The sequence below is a fragment of the Actinophytocola xanthii genome (genome assembly GCF_001921205.1).
GTDB lineage: Bacteria > Actinomycetota > Actinomycetes > Mycobacteriales > Pseudonocardiaceae > Actinophytocola > Actinophytocola xanthii.
In genome coordinates, this window is record NZ_MSIE01000041.1 from 29,365 (window position 1) to 44,933 (window position 15,569).

Below are 15,569 nucleotides of genomic sequence, written 5' to 3' on the forward strand. Positions count from 1 at the left end.
TGAGAGCGCTCTCATCCCTACGGTGGCGTGGACTCGTGTCCGTCGTCAAGGTCTAGACCAAATTCGGCGGCGGGAGACGCTCATTCGACGGATCGACCCGGCCGGACGACCCCGTTCTCGTAGGCGAACACGATCAGCTGGGCTCGGTCGCGCAGGCCGAGCTTGGCCAGGAGGTGGCCGACGTGCACCTTCACCGTGCCCGCGGACACCGAGAGCCGCTGCGCGATCTCGCCGTTGGAGCTGCCGCGCGCCAGCTCGACGAGAACCTCCCGCTCCCGGCGGGTCAGCGTGTCCAGCCTCGGGTCGGTGCGCGGCGGCCGGTCCGGCAGGTACGAGGCGAACCGCTCGATCAGCCGGCGGGTCGCCGTCGGGGCCACCACCGCCTCGCCCGCCGCCACCACCCGGATGCCGTTGGTCAGATCCGCCGGCAGCGCGTCCTTGGTGAGAAATCCCGAGGCCCCCGAGCGCAGTTGCGGCGAACACGTACTCGTCGAGGTCGAACGTGGTCAGGATGAGCACGCGCGCCGCCGCTCCCGAGCCGACGATGCGGCGGGTGGCCTCGATCCCGTCCATCCTCGGCATCCGCACGTCCATCAGTACGACGTCGGGTCGCAGCGCTTCCGTCCTGGCGACCGCCTCCGCCCCGTCCCCGGCTTCCCCCAGTACCTCGAGGTCGGGTTGGCCGTCGAGTACCGCGCGGAAACCGAGCCGGACCAGCGGTTGGTCGTCGACCAGCAGGACGCGGATCACGGCGGGTCCCCGGGACCGCCCGTGAACCGGACCCGAACGCGCCAGCCCTGATCGGCGGGACCCGTCTCGACCGTCCCGCCGTAGGCGGCGGCGCGCTCGGCGATGCCGACGAGCCCGTTGCCGCCGGAGGACGTGGCTGGAGCCGGTCGGTCCCCGCCGTCGTCGACGACCTCCAGCTCGAGACCCTCCGCGGTGGACCGCAGTCGCACCTCGGCCCGGGCGTTCGGGCCGGCGTGCTTGAGGATGTTCGTCAGCGCCTCCTGGACCACCCGGTAGACGGCGAGGCCGAGGCCCGACCCGCGCACCCCGACCGGCCCCTCCCGGGTGAACGCCACCCGCAGTCCCGCGGCCCGCACCTGACCCACCAGCTCGTCGAGGTCGGCGAGGCCCGGCTGGGGGGCCAGGTCGACCTCCCGCGCCTGGTCCCCGGTCCACGCGCCGCCGTCCCGCAACAGCCCGACGAGCCGCCGCATGTCACCCAGCGCCGCCCGGCCGGCCGCCGACGCCTGGTCCACCATCTCGACGGTCCGGCGCGGGTCGTTCCAGGCGGTGTGCGCGGCTCCCTCGGTCAGGGCGACCATGACCGCCAGGTTGTGCGCCACGATGTCGTGCACCTCCCTGGCGATCTGTGCGCGTTCGGCGGCGACGGTCGTCATCGCCCGGTGGTCGAGCTCCGCGCGCAGGCGGCGGTCGCGTTCGTCGAGATAGGCCAGCCTCTGCCGGACGAGTATCCCGGTCACCGCGATGGCCGTCGCCAGCGAACCAATCCCGATCAGCGTCGCCGGCGCCGGACGGTCGCGCAGCCACCCCAGGCCGACGACGAGCACGAACGCCACCGCCACGGGCAGCAGCCGCACGGGCGGGAGGTACCGCGCGACCGCGTAGAGCGCGCACAGCGGCACGGACACCAGGAAGACGCCGGTCACTCCACTGAGGACCGACGCGACGGACAGGCAGAGCACCAGCCAGAACACGCCGTCGGGGGAACGCCGCCGCCAGACCAGCGGAACGTGCACGACGACGAACCAGAGCCAGCCCGCGCCGGTCACACCGGTGCCCGGCTCGAGCACACCCGGCGCCGAGTGCCCGCCCACGGTCGCCGGCAGCGCCACCGCGGCGGCCAGGACCGCGAGCCCGCCGTCCACCAGTTGTGGACGGCGGGCCAGCAGCCGTTCCAGGGCCGCTCGCCGGGCCTGGTCAGGCATCGCGTCTCCACAGGGACCACGCCCCGCCGGCCAGCAGGAGGACGACCCAGGCCGCGACCACGCCCGCACCGGCGTCCGGGTCCAGGACCGGCGAGGTGCCGCTCAGGTCGAACAGCGACTGCAGGGCGAACGTCGGCAGGAACGGCAGCGCGTCGTCCTGCACGGACGCGGGCAGCACCCCGAGCAGTACCTGCGGCACGAGCACGAGGCCCACGACGAACGTCACGATCGCCGCCGCGGTGCCGCGCACGACGGTGCCGATGGCCAGCCCCAGCAGGCCCGCCGCCACCGTCGCACCGGCCGCGCCGACGAGCGCCCGCAGAACGCCCGGGTCGCCGAGCGAGACCCGGGCCGAGGAGCCGACGAAGGCCTGGTTGGCCAGGAACGAGCCGAGTTGGGCGGCGAGCATCGTCGGCGCCGTGACGGTGACCAGCACGACGGCCTTGGCCCAGAGCACCGGCAGCCGGCGCGGCACGGCGACCAGCGTCGCGCGAACGAGGCCGGAGTGGTACTCACCGCTCATCGCCAGCACGCCGAAGACGCCGATCGCGAGGGCGAACGCCAGGAAGCCGCCGCCGACCGCCTCGCTGACCGTCGGCGGGTCGACCCGTCCGCGGTTGTTGAGCCCGATGACCGCGGACAGCCCGACGAACAGGATCGGTACGCCGCCGAGCACCACCCAGCTCGACCGCAGCGACAGCAGCTTGGTCCACTCGAACCGCAGCACGCTGCCGAAGCTCAGCCGGTACTCGCTCATCTACCCGCCTCCGTTCCAGAGAACTCCACCGCGTCCCGCGTGATGTCCATGTACGCCTCCTCGAGCGAGGCACGCCGCGGTGTCAGCTCGCGCAGCGACAGCCCGTGCCCCACGACCACCGAGCTGATCTCCTCCGCCGCCATCCCGCCCACGACCATCGCGCCCGGCTCCTCGCCGACGACGGTCGCGCCGCGGCCGGCCAGCAGCTCGCGCAGCCGTTCCGGCTGGTTCGACCGCACCAGGACGTGGTCGCCACCGGCGCGGGAGGTCAGCTCCTCGACCGAGGTGTCGGCCACCAAACGGCCCCGGCCGATGATCACCAACTGCTGGGCGGTCAGCGCCATCTCGCTCATCAGATGGCTGGACACCAGAACGGTGCGACCGGCGGCGGCCAGACCGGTCAGCAGGGTTCGCAGCCACAGCACGCCGTCCGGGTCCAGGCCGTTGGTCGGCTCGTCCAGGATCAGCACACCGGGGTCTCCCAACAGCGCCGTCGCGATGCCCAGCCGCTGGCGCATGCCCAGGGAGAAGCCGCCGGTCGACCGCCCGGCTACCGGCTGCAGGCCGGTGACCCCGAGCACCTCCTCCACCCGGGACCTCGGCAGGCGGTGGCTGCGGGCGAACGCGAGCAGGTGCGCCGCGGCCGTGCGGCCCCGCTGCAGGGGCGGCAGGTCCAGCACGACCCCGACCTGGCGCAGCGGGTCGGGGAGGTCGGCATAGCGGCGACCGTTGATCCGCGCCGTGCCCGCCGTGGCCCTGGCGAGCCCCACGACCACCCGCATCGTCGTCGACTTGCCCGACCCGTTCGGGCCGAGGAAGCCGGTGACCCGGCCGGGAACGACGTCGAAGGACAGGCCGTCGACAGCCGTCTTCCCGCGGTATCTCTTCGTGAGTGCCCTTATCTCGATCATGCCTGTCGACGCTACGGAGCACCGGCCGGCGCCGCGTCTGCCGCGAGACCGGTTTCCGGGCCCGAGTCCTCTGCCTCAGGTCATACGATTGCCGGATGAGCAGCTCCGCGCACGAGGTGGACAGCCCCGCCCCGCCCCGCGTCGAGGAGGTGGGTGAGGGCGTGTTCGCCTACGTGCAACCGGACGGCACGTGGTTCATCAACAACACCGGCTTCCTCGTCGGCCGGCGCGGGGTGGTGAGCGTCGACTCCTGCTCGACGGTCCGCCGGACCCGCGCCTACCTCGACGCGATCGGCCGGGTCACCCCGCAGCCGGTGCGCACCCTGGTCAACACCCACCACCACGGCGACCACACCTTCGGCAACTTCCTGTTCTCCGGCGCGACGGTCGTCGGGCACGAGGAGACCAGGACCAACGTGCTGCGGTGGGGCCAGCCGATCGACGCGCCGATCTGGAACGAGGTCGACTGGGGCGACATCGAGCTCGAGCCCCCGTTCCTCACCTACACCGAGGGCGTGACGGTCTGGGTCGACGACCTGCGCTGCGAGGTACGACATACCGGAACGCCGGGGCACACCACGAACGACTCGATCGTCTGGGTGCCCGACCGCAAGGTGCTGTTCTGCGGCGACCTGCTGTTCAACGGTGGCACGCCGTTCCTGCTGCAGGGCTCGGTCACCGGCGCGATCCAGGTGCTCACCGAGGTGCTCGAGCCGCTTGGCGCGGAGACGATCGTGCCCGGCCACGGCCCGGTCGCGGGGCCCGAGCTGATCCAGGACGTGCTCGGCTACCTGCGCTTCGTCGACGAGACGGCCCGCTCGGCACACGCCGCGGGCCTGTCGCCGCTCGAGGCCGCCCGCGAGACAGACCTCGGCGAGTACGCGCACCTGACCGACCCGGAGCGCCTCGTCGGCAACCTGCATCGCGCCTTCGCGGAGCTGTCCGGCGCACCCCGCGGCGCCCCGGTCGACGCCGTCGCCGCCCTTACCGACATGGTCGCCTTCAACGGCGGACGCCCGCTGACCTGCCTCGCCTGACACCGGGCCGGTAGCGTGGGAGCGTGGGCGAGGTGAGCCGGGCGGCACGCGATCCGCTGGTCGACCGCGCCGTCCGGCTGTTCGAGTTCCTCGGGCGCGTGCAGCAGCTGCGCGCGACGCCCCCGCGCGAGGTGGACGGGTACCGCGCCGTGCACTGGCTCGGCGACCTCCCCGAGCATCCCGCCGTCCTGGGAGCGCACCGGGGCGAGCCGGGACCGGACGACCCGATCCTCACCCTCGACCGCGTCGTCCGGGTCGAGCCGCCGGAGCCGGCCGGGTTCACCGTCGAGCACTGGGACGACCCCGCCCTCACCCCACCCCCGCCCGAGGACCCCGTCCTGCGCGAGCGGTACGACGCCTGGCTCGCCCCCTGGCGCGCCTGGGCGGACCGGGAGCTCGCCGACCGGGCGGTCCGGGACGCCTACGGGCGCCTGTTCGCCACCTACGTCGCGGCGAGCGGAAGCCCCGAGGAGCTGGAGCTCGTCCTCGGCGTCGGCTGCCTCGTCTGGTCCCCCGCCGGACACCCGCGGGTGCGCCGGCACCTGCTCACCGTCCCGGTGGCGGTCGACCTCGACGACGACACCGGACGGCTGACCGTGCGGCGCGCGGACGCGGTCGACGGTGCCGACCTCGAGCTGGACATGCTCGACCCCGGGGTGGTGCCCAACCCCGGTCACCTCGACGAGATCCGCACCGCCGCCGCCGCGCTCGCCACCCACCCGCTGCTGCGTGCCGAGACCGGCGCGCTGGTGCGCCGGGCGGTGCACACGCTGGACCCGGCCGCGGAGTACCACGACGCGGACACCGCGCCGGCCGGGGCCGAGCACGCCGTCGCCTCGTTCGCGCCGGCGGTCATCCTGCGCCGGCGCGGCCAGCAGGGGCTGGTGGAGATCTACGAGACCATCGTCGAGCAGCTGACCGGCGCCGGCGAGGTCCCCGACGGGCTGCTGCCGCTGGTCGACCCCGACCACCGACCCGCGTCGGGCACCGCCACCCCCGGCGGCGGTGCGCTCGTCACCGTGGACGGCGACGACTTCCTGCCGCTGCCGGTCAACGAGACCCAGCTGCGCATCGTCCGACAGGTGGACGGGCAGGCCCAGACCCTCGTCCAGGGCCCGCCAGGCACCGGCAAGACCCACACCGCGGCGGCGCTGCTGTCGCACCTGCTCGCCCAGGGCAAGCGGGTGCTGGTCACCGCGCACACCGACCGCGCGCTGCGGGAGGTCCGGGCCAAGCTCCCGGCCGCGGTGAAACCGCTCTCGGTCGCGGTCGTGGGTACCTCGCGGGAGGACATGTCCGACCTCAAGGTCGCCGTCGAGCGGATCGGGGCCGCCGCCGTCGAGCACGACGACGCCGAGGCCGAGCTCACCGAGCAGCGGTGCCAGGAGATGATCGAGCGGCTCGGCCGACGGCGGGCGGAGCTGCGGCGCCAGCTTGTCGCCGCGCGCGCCGAGGAGGTGCGCGAGCACGAGCACGCCGGCCACCGCGGGACCCTGGCCGCGATCGCCCGCCGGCTCGCCGCCGAGGCACCCCGGTTCGACTGGCTGGGAGAGCTCGCCGACGTCCGGTCCGACCAGGAGCCGCCGCTGCCGGTCGGCGAGGTTCTCGAGTGGCACCGGCTGCTGACCGACCGGGTGCTCGCCGAGGACGAGCTCGAGTCCTCCGGGCGGCTGGTGGACCTCGCCGCCGTGCCGCCACCGCCCGGGTTCGCCGACCTGGTCGCCGGGGAGCGGGCGGCCGCGGCGGAGGAGCAGCGGCACGAGCGGCACCGCACGCATCCGGCGCTGGAGGCCCTGCGCGGCCTCGACCCCGGCGCTCGCGGCCGGCTGCGCCGGCGACTGCGCGAGCTGGCGGAGGAGGCCGAGCACCTGGCCCGGCGCCGAGAGGCGTGGATGAACGACGCGCTGGCCGACATCCGCTCGGATCGCGGCCGGCCCTGGCACGCCCGCGCCGAGCAGCTCGCGGCGCTGACCGCCCAGGCACAGCGACTCGCCGCCGAACTCGGTCCACTACGGACAGTCGAGGTGGACGGAAACCCGGTTCTGCTTGTGGCGCAGGCACAGCAGCTGCACGCCCACCTGCGTGGCGGCGCGCTGCGGACCCAGCCGGACGGCATGCCGAAGCTCGGCGCGCTGACACCGAAACCGGTCAAACAGGCGGCCGCGCTGTTCGGGCAGGTCCGGGTGGACGGGCTGCCGCCGACCAGCGCCGAGCAGGTCGGCGCGTTCCTCGTCTGGGCCGAGCTCGCCAAGGTCCTCGCCGCGCTCGACCGGACCTGGCCAGACGGTGTCGCCGCCCCGGCGGGCTCGGTGCACGAACGCGTCCAGTGGCACGGTGCCGAGCTGGACCAGCTGCACCGCGTACTGCGCCTGTCCGCGGCGCTGGAGGCCGAGCAGCGCGAGCTGACCGGCGCCGGTCTCCCCCGTCCGGACTGGACCGACCTGGACGCCGTGCGCGCCTACGCCGACCTCGTCGAGGTCGCGGACGCGGCGCAGGCGCACGCCGCCGCGACGGTGCCGCTGCGCCGGATCGAGGGCACGCTCGCGGCCGCGGCGGCGCACGCGGACGCCGCACCGTGCCTGCGGGCACTGCGCCGCGCCGCTCGCGACCGCGACCCGGACGCCTACGCCACCGCCTACCGCCGCATCGAGCGGCTGCACGAGGTCCGCGACCTGACCGCGCGGCGCGAGGAGCTGGGCGGGCGGCTGGGCGCCGTCGCGCCTCGGCTGCGCACCGCCGTCGAGCGGTCGCCGGTGGAGTGGGGCGAGCGCCTCGCCTCGTTCGACCGGGCGTGGTCGTGGGCCTCGGCCAGGGCCTGGGTGCTCACCCGGGGCGCGACCGACGTCAACGCGCTCCAGTCCGAGGTCGGTCTCACCGAGGAGCGGATCCGGGGGGAGGTCGAGCGGCTGGCCGCGACGCGGGCCTGGCGGCACGCCGTCTCCCCGGACCGGTTGACCGGGCAGGCCAGGGCGAACCTCGAGCACTACGCGTACCTGGTGCGGCGCCTGGGGAAGGGCACCGGGCGCTACGCGCCGCAGCGGCGGGCCGAGGTGCGCCAGGCGATGGACCGCTGCCGTCCGGCCGTGCCGGTGTGGATCATGCCCGTGTACCGGATCGCGGAACAGCTGCGGATCGGGCGGGACATGTTCGACGTCGTCATCGTGGACGAGGCGTCCCAGGCCGGCCTGGAGGCGACGTTCCTGCAGTACCTCGCGCCGCGCATGGTCGTCATCGGCGACGACAAGCAGGTCTCGCCCTCGGCGGTGGGCGTCGACCAGCAGCAGCTGCGTGACCTCGCCCGGCAGTACCTCGGCGACGACCCGTACCGGTCGGCCTGGCAGGACCCGCGGCGCAGCCTGTTCGACGAGGCGAGGATGCGTTACCGCGGCCTGCTCACGCTGACCGAGCATCGCCGGTGCGTGCCGGAGATCATCGCGTTCTCGAACCGGGTCGCCTACGAGCCCGAGGGCGTGCGGCTGGTGCCCGTTCGCCAGTACGGCGCCGACCGCCTGGAGCCGGTGAAGGCGGTGTACCTGCCCGAGGGCCACGTGCTGGGCACGACGAACAAGGTGAACCCGGTCGAGGTCGAGGCGGTGGTGGAGCAGCTGGAGAAGTGCATCGCCGACCCGCGCTACGACGGGATGACGTTCGGCGTGATCTCGCTGCTCGGCACCGCCCAGGCGAAGGCCGTGGAGAAGCGCCTGCTGGAGCGGGTCGCGCCGGAGGACTGGGTGGCTCGCGACCTCCGGTGCGGGGACGCCGCCGACTTCCAGGGCGCGGAGCGCGACGTGGTGTTCCTGACGATGGTGGCGGCCGGCCCGGCGCAGGTTCCGCTGACCGGGGACCGCTACGTGCAGCGGTACAACGTCGCGGCGTCGCGGGCGCGCGAGCAGATGTGGCTGTTCCACTCGATCCCACCGGGCGCGCTCGCCAACCCCGAGGACATGCGCTTCCAACTGCTCGACCACTGCTACGGCCTCGACGGCGGGCAGGAGAGCTACCTGCGCGGGCCGGCGCCGGAGGAGACGCTGGTCGAGCCGTTCCCGTCGCTGCTGCACCAGCACGTCGCGAACCGCCTGCTGGCGCTGGGGTACGCGGTGTCGCCGGATCTCGTGGTGGTCGGCGGCCGGTCGCGGCTGGGCGTCCTCTGCGCCGACGACACCTGGCAGGGCGAGGCGGCCTACGTGCGGGAGCTGGCCAGGCAGCGCGACCTGGAACGGTGCGGCTGGCGGTTCTTCCGGGTGCGGGCCTCGTCGTTCTACGCCGACGAGGCGGGCGTGCTCGCCCGGCTCACCGCGGTGCTGCGCGAGCTGGACATCCACCCCCTTAGGGGCGACCCGGAATAGTCACCCATGTCCGCCCAGAGGGTGGCCGCGTCCGGAACGCGGACGCACCATGGCTGTATGAGCCACGAACTGTCCAGCGCCGAGCTGCGGGCCATCACGTTGTCGGACGACCCGACACGGCGCTACCGGGTCGACGCCACCCTCGAGATCGTCGTCCACGACCTGGACGCGCTGCGGGCGGCGGCACGCAGGGCCTTCGACCACGGCCGGTTCCGCAGCGAACAGGAACGCAGGGCCGCCTGGGCCGCGATCGAGAACCACCCCGACCGCCTGCTCTCCCAGGCAATGGACTTCGCCCGGCTCACCGAGGACATCCCCGGCATCATCGGCCAGGCCGCCCAGTGGACCGTCCGCCGCTCCGACGCCGCGTGAGCCGAACGCGACGTCAGCGGCCGGAGCGGCGGACTCGCACCCGCCGGCACGACGACGCGGCAGGGCCGCACGGGTTCCGAACCCGCGCGGCCCTTGACCGGTCCGAAGCGACTAGAACCGGAACTGCCCAACCAGTGTCTGGAGCTGCCCGGACACCGCTGCCAACTCGTCGGCGGCGCGCTGGGACTCCTCCACCTCCTCGCTGGCGGCTCGGGCCGCCGCGGCCACCCCGGTGATGTTGCCCGCGATGTCCTGCGAGCCGGTCGCGGCCTCGGTCACGCTGCGGTTCATCTCCGACGTGGTCGCGGTCTGCTCCTCGACAGCCGCGGCGATCGACTGCTGGTAGGAGTTCATCTGCCCGATCACGTTCGCCACCTCGCTGATCGCGCTCACCGCCTTGGTGGTGTCGGCCTGGATCGCCTCGATCCGACCGGAGATGTCCTCGGTCGCCCTGGCGGTCTCCTGCGACAGCTCCTTGACCTCGTTGGCCACCACCGCGAAGCCCTTGCCGGCCTCGCCGGCGCGCGCCGACTCGATCGTCGCGTTGAGGGCCAACAGGTTCGTCTGCTCCGCGATCGAGGAGATCACCTTGACCACGTCGCCGATCGTGCGGCTGGAGTCGCCGAGGCGCTCCACGGTCATCGTGGTGCCCTCCATCGCGGTGACGGCCTGCGCGGCGACGGAGGCCGCCTCGGCCGCGTTCTGCGCGATCTGCCGGATCGACAGGCCCATCTCCTCCGAGCCGGTGGCGACGGCGTGCACGTTGCGCGACACCTCGCCGGCCGCGGTGGCCACGGCCTCGGCCTGGGTGGAGGACTCCTGGGTGGTCCCCGCCATCCGCTGGGACAACCCGCCGATCCGCTCGCTGGCCTTGCCGAGCCGGTCCGCGCTGGTCGAGAACGCGACCAGCACCTCGCTGATCCTCGCCAGCGCACCGTTCATCGACCGACCGAGCTGCCCGATCTCGTCATTGGACATGCCGTCGATACGCCGGGTGAGGTCGCCGTCCGCGACCGCGGACATCACCTCGCTGGCCTTGGCCAGCGGACGCGTGATGCCCCGGGTGAGCCACCACGCGACGAGCACGCCGAGCAGTACCGCCAGCGCGCACATCAACAGCATCAGCATCAGGAAGTGATCCGCGATCGAACGCGCGTCCGCGCTGTTCTCCTGGTTCATCGCCTCTTCGAGGTCGATCAGCTTGTTGATCGACGCCAGCCACGCGATGAACTGCGGCTTCGCCTGCTCGGTCAGCACCGCGAGCGCCTGCTCGTTCCGACCGGCGTCGCGCAGGCTGATGACCTGGTCGATCAACGGCAAGGTCTTCGCCTCGATCGCCTGGATGGCGGCCAGGTCGGCCTTCTCCTCGGCGTTGACCTTGCTCGCGTCCGCGAAGATCTCGTCCATCTTCGTCGCCGAGTCGGCGTAGTTGCCGGCCAGCGTGGCGATCGTGTCGACCTCCGTCCGGACGTCGGCAGGCGTGGTCGCCAGCACCACGTCACGGAGGCTGATCGCCCGGTCGTGCACGCTGCCACGGAAGTTGATCGCGTACCGCTGCTTCACGCTGTTGTTGTCGTTGATCGTGCTCAGCCGGTCGTTGATCGCCTCGACGCGGGTCACACCGACGCCGGTGAGCACCACCATGCCGAGAACGACAACGCCGAACCCGATGCCGAGTCTGCGGCTGATCTTCATGTTAGAGAGTTGCATCGTCGCTCCTGGGTGTGGCACTCGTCGGGTCAGAGCAGTGCCACGCGGAGGATCGGCGGGTGAGGCCCGTAGCTGAGGAGTCGCGGAGGGTCCGTGTCGCGGAACCGCCTCAGCCCGCCTCCTGCCCCGACGGGCGCACGGCCTGCTTGACCAGTACGGCGAGCCTCTCCCAGGCCTCCTCCCCCGGGTCGGTCAGCGCGTAGGACGTGGGCCACAGCCCGCTCCCCTCGTCGAGGTTCGCCTCCGCGCTGAACCCGAACGTCGAGTAGCGCTCCTTGTCCATCCGCCCGCTGCGGAAGAAGCACACCACCTTCCCCTTCCTGGCGTAGGCGGGCTGCCCGTAGTACAGCTTCGGCGCCAGTTCCGGGGCGGCGGTCGTCACGACCGCGTGGACGCGCTCGGCGAGCACACGGTCCGACTCCGGCATCTCCGCGATCTTCGCCAGCACGTCGGCCTCGTCGGCTGCCGCCTTGTTCGCGCCGCGCCCGCGCCGCGCCTGCGCCTTGAGCTCCGCCGCCCGCTCCTTCATCGCGGCGCGTTCCTGCTCGGAGAACCCGCCCTCGGAGGACGTGCTCCTGGTCTTTCCGCCGGCCTTCGATGCAGCCATCGTCGATGCTCCTCCTGCTCCGGTCAGGTGATCTTCCTCCACGCTAGACACGGTGCGAGGCGCACGCTTCTCGATTCCTGACGAGGTGCTCGACGTCAGGCGCGGCGAGCCCGGGGGCCGGGAAGGTCGGCCTCCACCAGCGCCGCCGTTCGCAGCAGTGGGGGCAGCAGCTCGCGGCGCATGGCCTCCAACGACGTCCGGCTCGCGTGGGCGGACACGTTCAGCGCGGCCACCACGGCACCGGACCGGTCGCGGATCGGCACCGCGAGCGCGCGCAGGCCCTCCTCCAGCTCCTGGTTGACCAGCGACCACCCCTGCCCCCGCACCCGGGCGATCTCCGCCCGCAGCGCCGCCACCGACGCCACGGTGCGGGCGGTCAACCGCTCGAGGCGCACCGACGACAGGTACTCGACCAGCGCGTCCTCCGGCAACCCGGCCAGCAGCACCCGACCCATCGACGTCGCGTACGCGGGGAACCGGGTGCCGACGCTGATCGACACCGTCATGATCCGGCTGACCGGCACGCGGGCCACGTAGACCACGTCGTGGCCGTCCAGGACCGACACCGACGAGGACTCGTTCACCTCGCCGACCAGCGCCTCCAGGTGCGGCTCGGCCACTTCGGGCAGGGTCAGGCTGGACAGGTACGCGTACCCCAGCTCGAGGACCTTCGCGGTCAGCGAGAAGAACCGGCCGTCGCTGCGAACGTAGCCGAGCGACTCGAGGGTCAGCAGGAAGCGGCGGGCGACGGCGCGGGTGACGCCGGTGACCGCGGCGACCTCGCTCAGCGTCAGCTCGGGGTGCTCCTGGTCGAAGGCGCGGACCACCGCCAGGCCGCGTTCGAGCGACTGCACGAAGTCCGAGCCCCGCCCGGCCACCGGCCCACCCCCGTCCCACGAGAACTAGACGCTGAAGAACACGGTCTCCCGCTCGCCCTGCAGCCGGATGTCGAAGACGTATCCGTCCTGCGCGACAGCTGCTACCAGGGTCTCCCGCCGGTCGGACGAAAGGGCCGACAGTACCGGGTCCTCCGCGTTCGCGGGCTGTCCGGCGAAGTAGACCCGGGTCACCACACGGTCGAGCAGCCCGCGCGCGAACACCGACAGGTCGATGTGCGGGGCCTGCAGCCGCCCGTCGACGCCGGGGACGCGACCCGGCAGCACCGTCCGGATGCCCCAGCGGCCCTCGTCGTCGGTCGCCGAGCGGCCGTAACCGCGGAAGCCGGAGACCGCGCCGCGCGGGTCGTCGGGGTGGTCGAACCGGCCTTCCGGTGAGGCCTGCCAGCTCTCGACCAGCGCGTCCGGCACCGGTTCCCCCGCGCCGTCGAACACCCTGCCCCGCAACCAGAACGCGCCCGGCTCCGATTCCGGCACGACGTCCGGACCGTCCAACCAGGTCAGGGCGTGGGAGAAGAACGGGCCGACCGTCTGGGAGGGAGTGAGACCGAAACTCACGACGTCTCCACCGGGGTCTGCTCGCGCCCGCGCAGCACGATGTCGAACCGGTAGGCCAGGGCCCACTCCGGCTCGGTCTCGGACAGGTCGAACGAGGAGATCATCCGGCCCCTGGCCGCCTCGGGAACCGCGTTGTAGATGGGGTCCTGGAAGAACAGCGGGTCCCCCGGGAAGTACATCTGGGTTACCAGCCGCTGCACGAACGCCCGCCCGAACAACGAGAAGTGGAGGTGGGTCGCGCGCCAGGCGTTCTCGTGGTTGCGCCACGGGTAGGCCCCGGGCTTGATCGTGACGAACCGGTACCGGCCCGTCGAGTCGGTCAGGCAGCGCCCCACGCCGGTGAAGTTGGGGTCAAGCGGTGCCGGGTGCTGGTCGCGGGCATGTGCGTAGCGACCGGCGGAGTTGGCCTGCCACAGCTCGACCAGGGTGTCCGGGACCGCGCGCCCGTCGCTGTCCAGTACCCGGCCGTGCACGATGATCCGCTCGCCCAGCGGCTCACCGTCGTGCTGGCGGGTCAGGTCGCTGTCGGTGGGCAGCACCCGCCCCTCCCCCAGAACCGGGCCGGTGATCTCGGTCAGCGTGTGCGGCAGCGGCACCGGCGCCTGGTGCGGGGCACGCAGCACCGTCGAGCCGTAGCCGGGCGAGGCGAGCGGCGGGTGCGTCCCACCGGGGTCGCGCCGGTAGCCGGGCACGACGAGATCGGTCACGGCTTGCTCCTTTCGACGAGTCCGCGCAGCACGGTCAGCTCCTCCTCGGTGGGCGGCTCGGTGACCTCGAGCGACGGTGCGACCTTCAGCTCCCAGCCGGTCGCCGCGCGGACGTCGGCCACGTCCACGCCCGGGTGCACCCTGGTCAGGGTCAGCTCGCGGGTGACCGGGTCCGGCTCGAGCACGCCGACGTCGGTTACCACCCGCACCGGTCCCCGGCCGCGCAGGCCCAGCTTCTCCCTGGCGTCGTGGCCGGCGCCGAAGCCGACCGAGGTGACGAAGTCGAGCCGCTCCACGAACGTCCGCGGGCTCTGCCGCACCATGATGAACACCTCGCGGCAGGACGCCGCGATCTCCGGGGCGCCGCCCGAGCCCGGCAGCCGCACCCGGGGGTGCGCGTAGTCCCCGCCGATGAAGGTGGTGTTCAGGTTGGCGTAGCGGTCCAGCTGCGCGGCGGACAGGAAGCCGACGTCGATCCGGCCCGGCTGGAGCCAGTAGTTGAAGATCTCCGGGACGCTCACGACCGCGTCCGCCGTCTCGGCCAGCTCACCGTCCCCGATGGACAGCGGGAGCCGGGTTGGCTTCGCGCCGACGGCGCCGGACTCGTAGATCAGCACGAGGTCCGGGTTGTGCACGCGTCGGGCGAGGTTGGCCGCGGTACTCGGCAGGCCGATGCCGACGAAGCACGACACGTGTCCGACCAGTGACCGTGCGGCCTCGACCGACATCATCTCGTCGGTTGTCCAGCTCATGCCGCCCCCGCGTGGACGTGCTCGGACAGCCACGCCTGGAACCGTTCCCGGGACCGGCTCACCTGGTCCCAGGCCCGGTAGGCCTCGTTGTCGCGCTCGTAGTAACCCTGCGCGTAGGACGGTTTCGCGCCGCCGGGGACCTCGGCCACCGCGGTCACCACCCACGATGGCAGTACGACGGCGTCCGGGCGCGGTTCGAGCGTGTCCACGACCTCCTCCACGGTGACCAGCGACCGCTTCGCCGCGAGCACGGCCTCCTTCTGCACGCCGACCAGGCCCCACAGCTGGACGTTGCCCTGCCGGTCCGCGCGCTGGGCGTGGATCACCGTGACGTCCGGCCGGACCGCGGACACCGCCGCCAGCTCCTCACCGGTGAACGGGCAGGTGACCGTCCTGATCGTGTCGTTGTGTCTGGCCAGGTCGGTGCCCTGGTAGCCGCGAAGCACCGCGAACGGCAGCCCGGAGGCGCCCGCGACATAGCGGTTGGCCATGCCGGCGTGGCTGTGCTCCTCGATCTCCAGCGGCGCGGGCCAGCCGTTCTCCACCGCGTCGCGCAGCCGGTGCAGCGAGCCGACGCCGGGGTTCCCGCCCCAGGCGAACACCAGCCTGCGGGCGCAGCCGGCGCCGATCAGCTGGTCGTAGACAATGTCCGGGGTCATCCTGACCAGGGTCAGCTCCCGCCGGCGCTGCCGGATGATCTCCAGTGCTGCCCGGGAGGGGATGAGGTGGGTGAAGCCCTCCAGGGCCACGGTGTCCCCGTCCCGCACCAGCTCGGCGATGCCGTCGGCGAGCGTCACCAGTTCGGCCACACTATCTCCGTTCGCATTACGAACGCGCGTTCTCTTTACGCACAATAGGGAGCCGCGTCCTGGCCAGTCAACGGTTGACGCCCCCGGGGCGTACCTCTACGTTCTCGATGAGAACGAGCGTGCGATCTACGAACAACGCTGTTTACCCCCGA

Annotated in this window: 13 protein-coding genes and 1 pseudogene; 3 read left to right on the forward strand and 11 right to left on the reverse strand. The window is 72.8% G+C overall.

What is annotated here, in order from left to right:
• Window positions 1-80 precede the first annotated feature (80 nt).
• From BU204_RS21940 to BU204_RS21955, 4 genes and pseudogenes are all read right to left on the reverse strand, one after another.
• Window positions 81-750: pseudogene (locus BU204_RS21940) on the reverse strand (response regulator).
• On the reverse strand, window positions 747-1,955 hold the full coding sequence (locus BU204_RS21945) for a sensor histidine kinase (protein ID WP_075127605.1): 1,209 nt from the start codon (window positions 1,953-1,955) through the stop codon (window positions 747-749). Before BU204_RS21945 ends, BU204_RS21940 begins: the two are co-directional and overlap by 4 nt.
• Window positions 1,948-2,712, reverse strand: coding sequence for a hypothetical protein (locus BU204_RS21950; protein ID WP_075127606.1), 765 nt, complete (start codon window positions 2,710-2,712; stop codon window positions 1,948-1,950). The genes BU204_RS21945 and BU204_RS21950 overlap by 8 nt, the downstream gene beginning before the upstream one ends.
• Window positions 2,709-3,623 carry an ABC transporter ATP-binding protein gene (locus tag BU204_RS21955; protein WP_075127607.1) on the reverse strand — a complete coding sequence of 305 codons (915 nt, stop codon included), beginning with the start codon at window positions 3,621-3,623 and terminating at the stop codon, window positions 2,709-2,711. The genes BU204_RS21950 and BU204_RS21955 overlap by 4 nt, the downstream gene beginning before the upstream one ends.
• A 95-nt stretch (window positions 3,624-3,718) precedes the next feature.
• Here BU204_RS21955 and BU204_RS21960 point away from each other — a divergent pair, with 95 nt between their 5' ends.
• The 3 genes from BU204_RS21960 to BU204_RS21970 are packed head-to-tail and all read left to right on the forward strand — an operon-like array spanning window position 3,719 to window position 9,378.
• The gene (locus BU204_RS21960; protein WP_075127608.1) at window positions 3,719-4,660 is read left to right on the forward strand and encodes an MBL fold metallo-hydrolase; all 942 of its coding nucleotides are present in this window, start codon (window positions 3,719-3,721) and stop codon (window positions 4,658-4,660) included.
• Between the two features lie 23 nt (window positions 4,661-4,683).
• Window positions 4,684-9,006, forward strand: coding sequence for an AAA domain-containing protein (locus tag BU204_RS21965; protein WP_075127609.1), 4,323 nt, complete (start codon window positions 4,684-4,686; stop codon window positions 9,004-9,006).
• 57 nt (window positions 9,007-9,063) lie between these two features.
• Entirely contained in the window at window positions 9,064-9,378 is a 315-nt protein-coding gene (locus BU204_RS21970; RefSeq protein ID WP_075127610.1) for a hypothetical protein, read from the forward strand.
• Window positions 9,379-9,489: 111 nt separating this feature from the next.
• On the opposite strand, the gene BU204_RS21975 is transcribed toward BU204_RS21970, so the two are convergent.
• The 7 genes from BU204_RS21975 to BU204_RS22005 all read right to left on the reverse strand — a co-directional run bounded on the left by BU204_RS21975 (window position 9,490) and on the right by BU204_RS22005 (window position 15,417).
• Window positions 9,490-11,088, reverse strand: coding sequence for a methyl-accepting chemotaxis protein (locus BU204_RS21975; protein WP_075127611.1), 1,599 nt, complete (start codon window positions 11,086-11,088; stop codon window positions 9,490-9,492).
• 109 nt (window positions 11,089-11,197) lie between these two features.
• Window positions 11,198-11,695 (reverse strand): DUF1801 domain-containing protein, encoded by a 498-nt coding sequence (locus tag BU204_RS21980; protein WP_075127612.1) that lies wholly within the window; start codon window positions 11,693-11,695, stop codon window positions 11,198-11,200.
• A gap of 95 nt (window positions 11,696-11,790) precedes the next feature.
• The gene (locus BU204_RS21985; RefSeq protein WP_075127613.1) at window positions 11,791-12,573 is read right to left on the reverse strand and encodes an IclR family transcriptional regulator domain-containing protein; all 783 of its coding nucleotides are present in this window, start codon (window positions 12,571-12,573) and stop codon (window positions 11,791-11,793) included.
• A 24-nt stretch (window positions 12,574-12,597) separates the two neighbouring features.
• On the reverse strand, window positions 12,598-13,149 hold the full coding sequence (gene pcaG, locus BU204_RS21990) for a protocatechuate 3,4-dioxygenase subunit alpha (protein WP_075127614.1): 552 nt from the start codon (window positions 13,147-13,149) through the stop codon (window positions 12,598-12,600).
• Window positions 13,146-13,856: a protocatechuate 3,4-dioxygenase subunit beta gene (gene pcaH / locus BU204_RS21995; RefSeq protein WP_075127615.1), complete on the reverse strand. Its 711-nt coding sequence runs from the start codon at window positions 13,854-13,856 to the stop codon at window positions 13,146-13,148. The genes pcaG and pcaH overlap by 4 nt, the downstream gene beginning before the upstream one ends.
• Window positions 13,853-14,608 (reverse strand): CoA-transferase subunit beta, encoded by a 756-nt coding sequence (locus BU204_RS22000; RefSeq protein WP_075127616.1) that lies wholly within the window; start codon window positions 14,606-14,608, stop codon window positions 13,853-13,855. The genes pcaH and BU204_RS22000 overlap by 4 nt, the downstream gene beginning before the upstream one ends.
• On the reverse strand, window positions 14,605-15,417 hold the full coding sequence (locus tag BU204_RS22005) for a CoA transferase subunit A (protein WP_075127617.1): 813 nt from the start codon (window positions 15,415-15,417) through the stop codon (window positions 14,605-14,607). The genes BU204_RS22000 and BU204_RS22005 overlap by 4 nt, the downstream gene beginning before the upstream one ends.
• Between the last annotated feature and the right edge of the window lie 152 nt (window positions 15,418-15,569).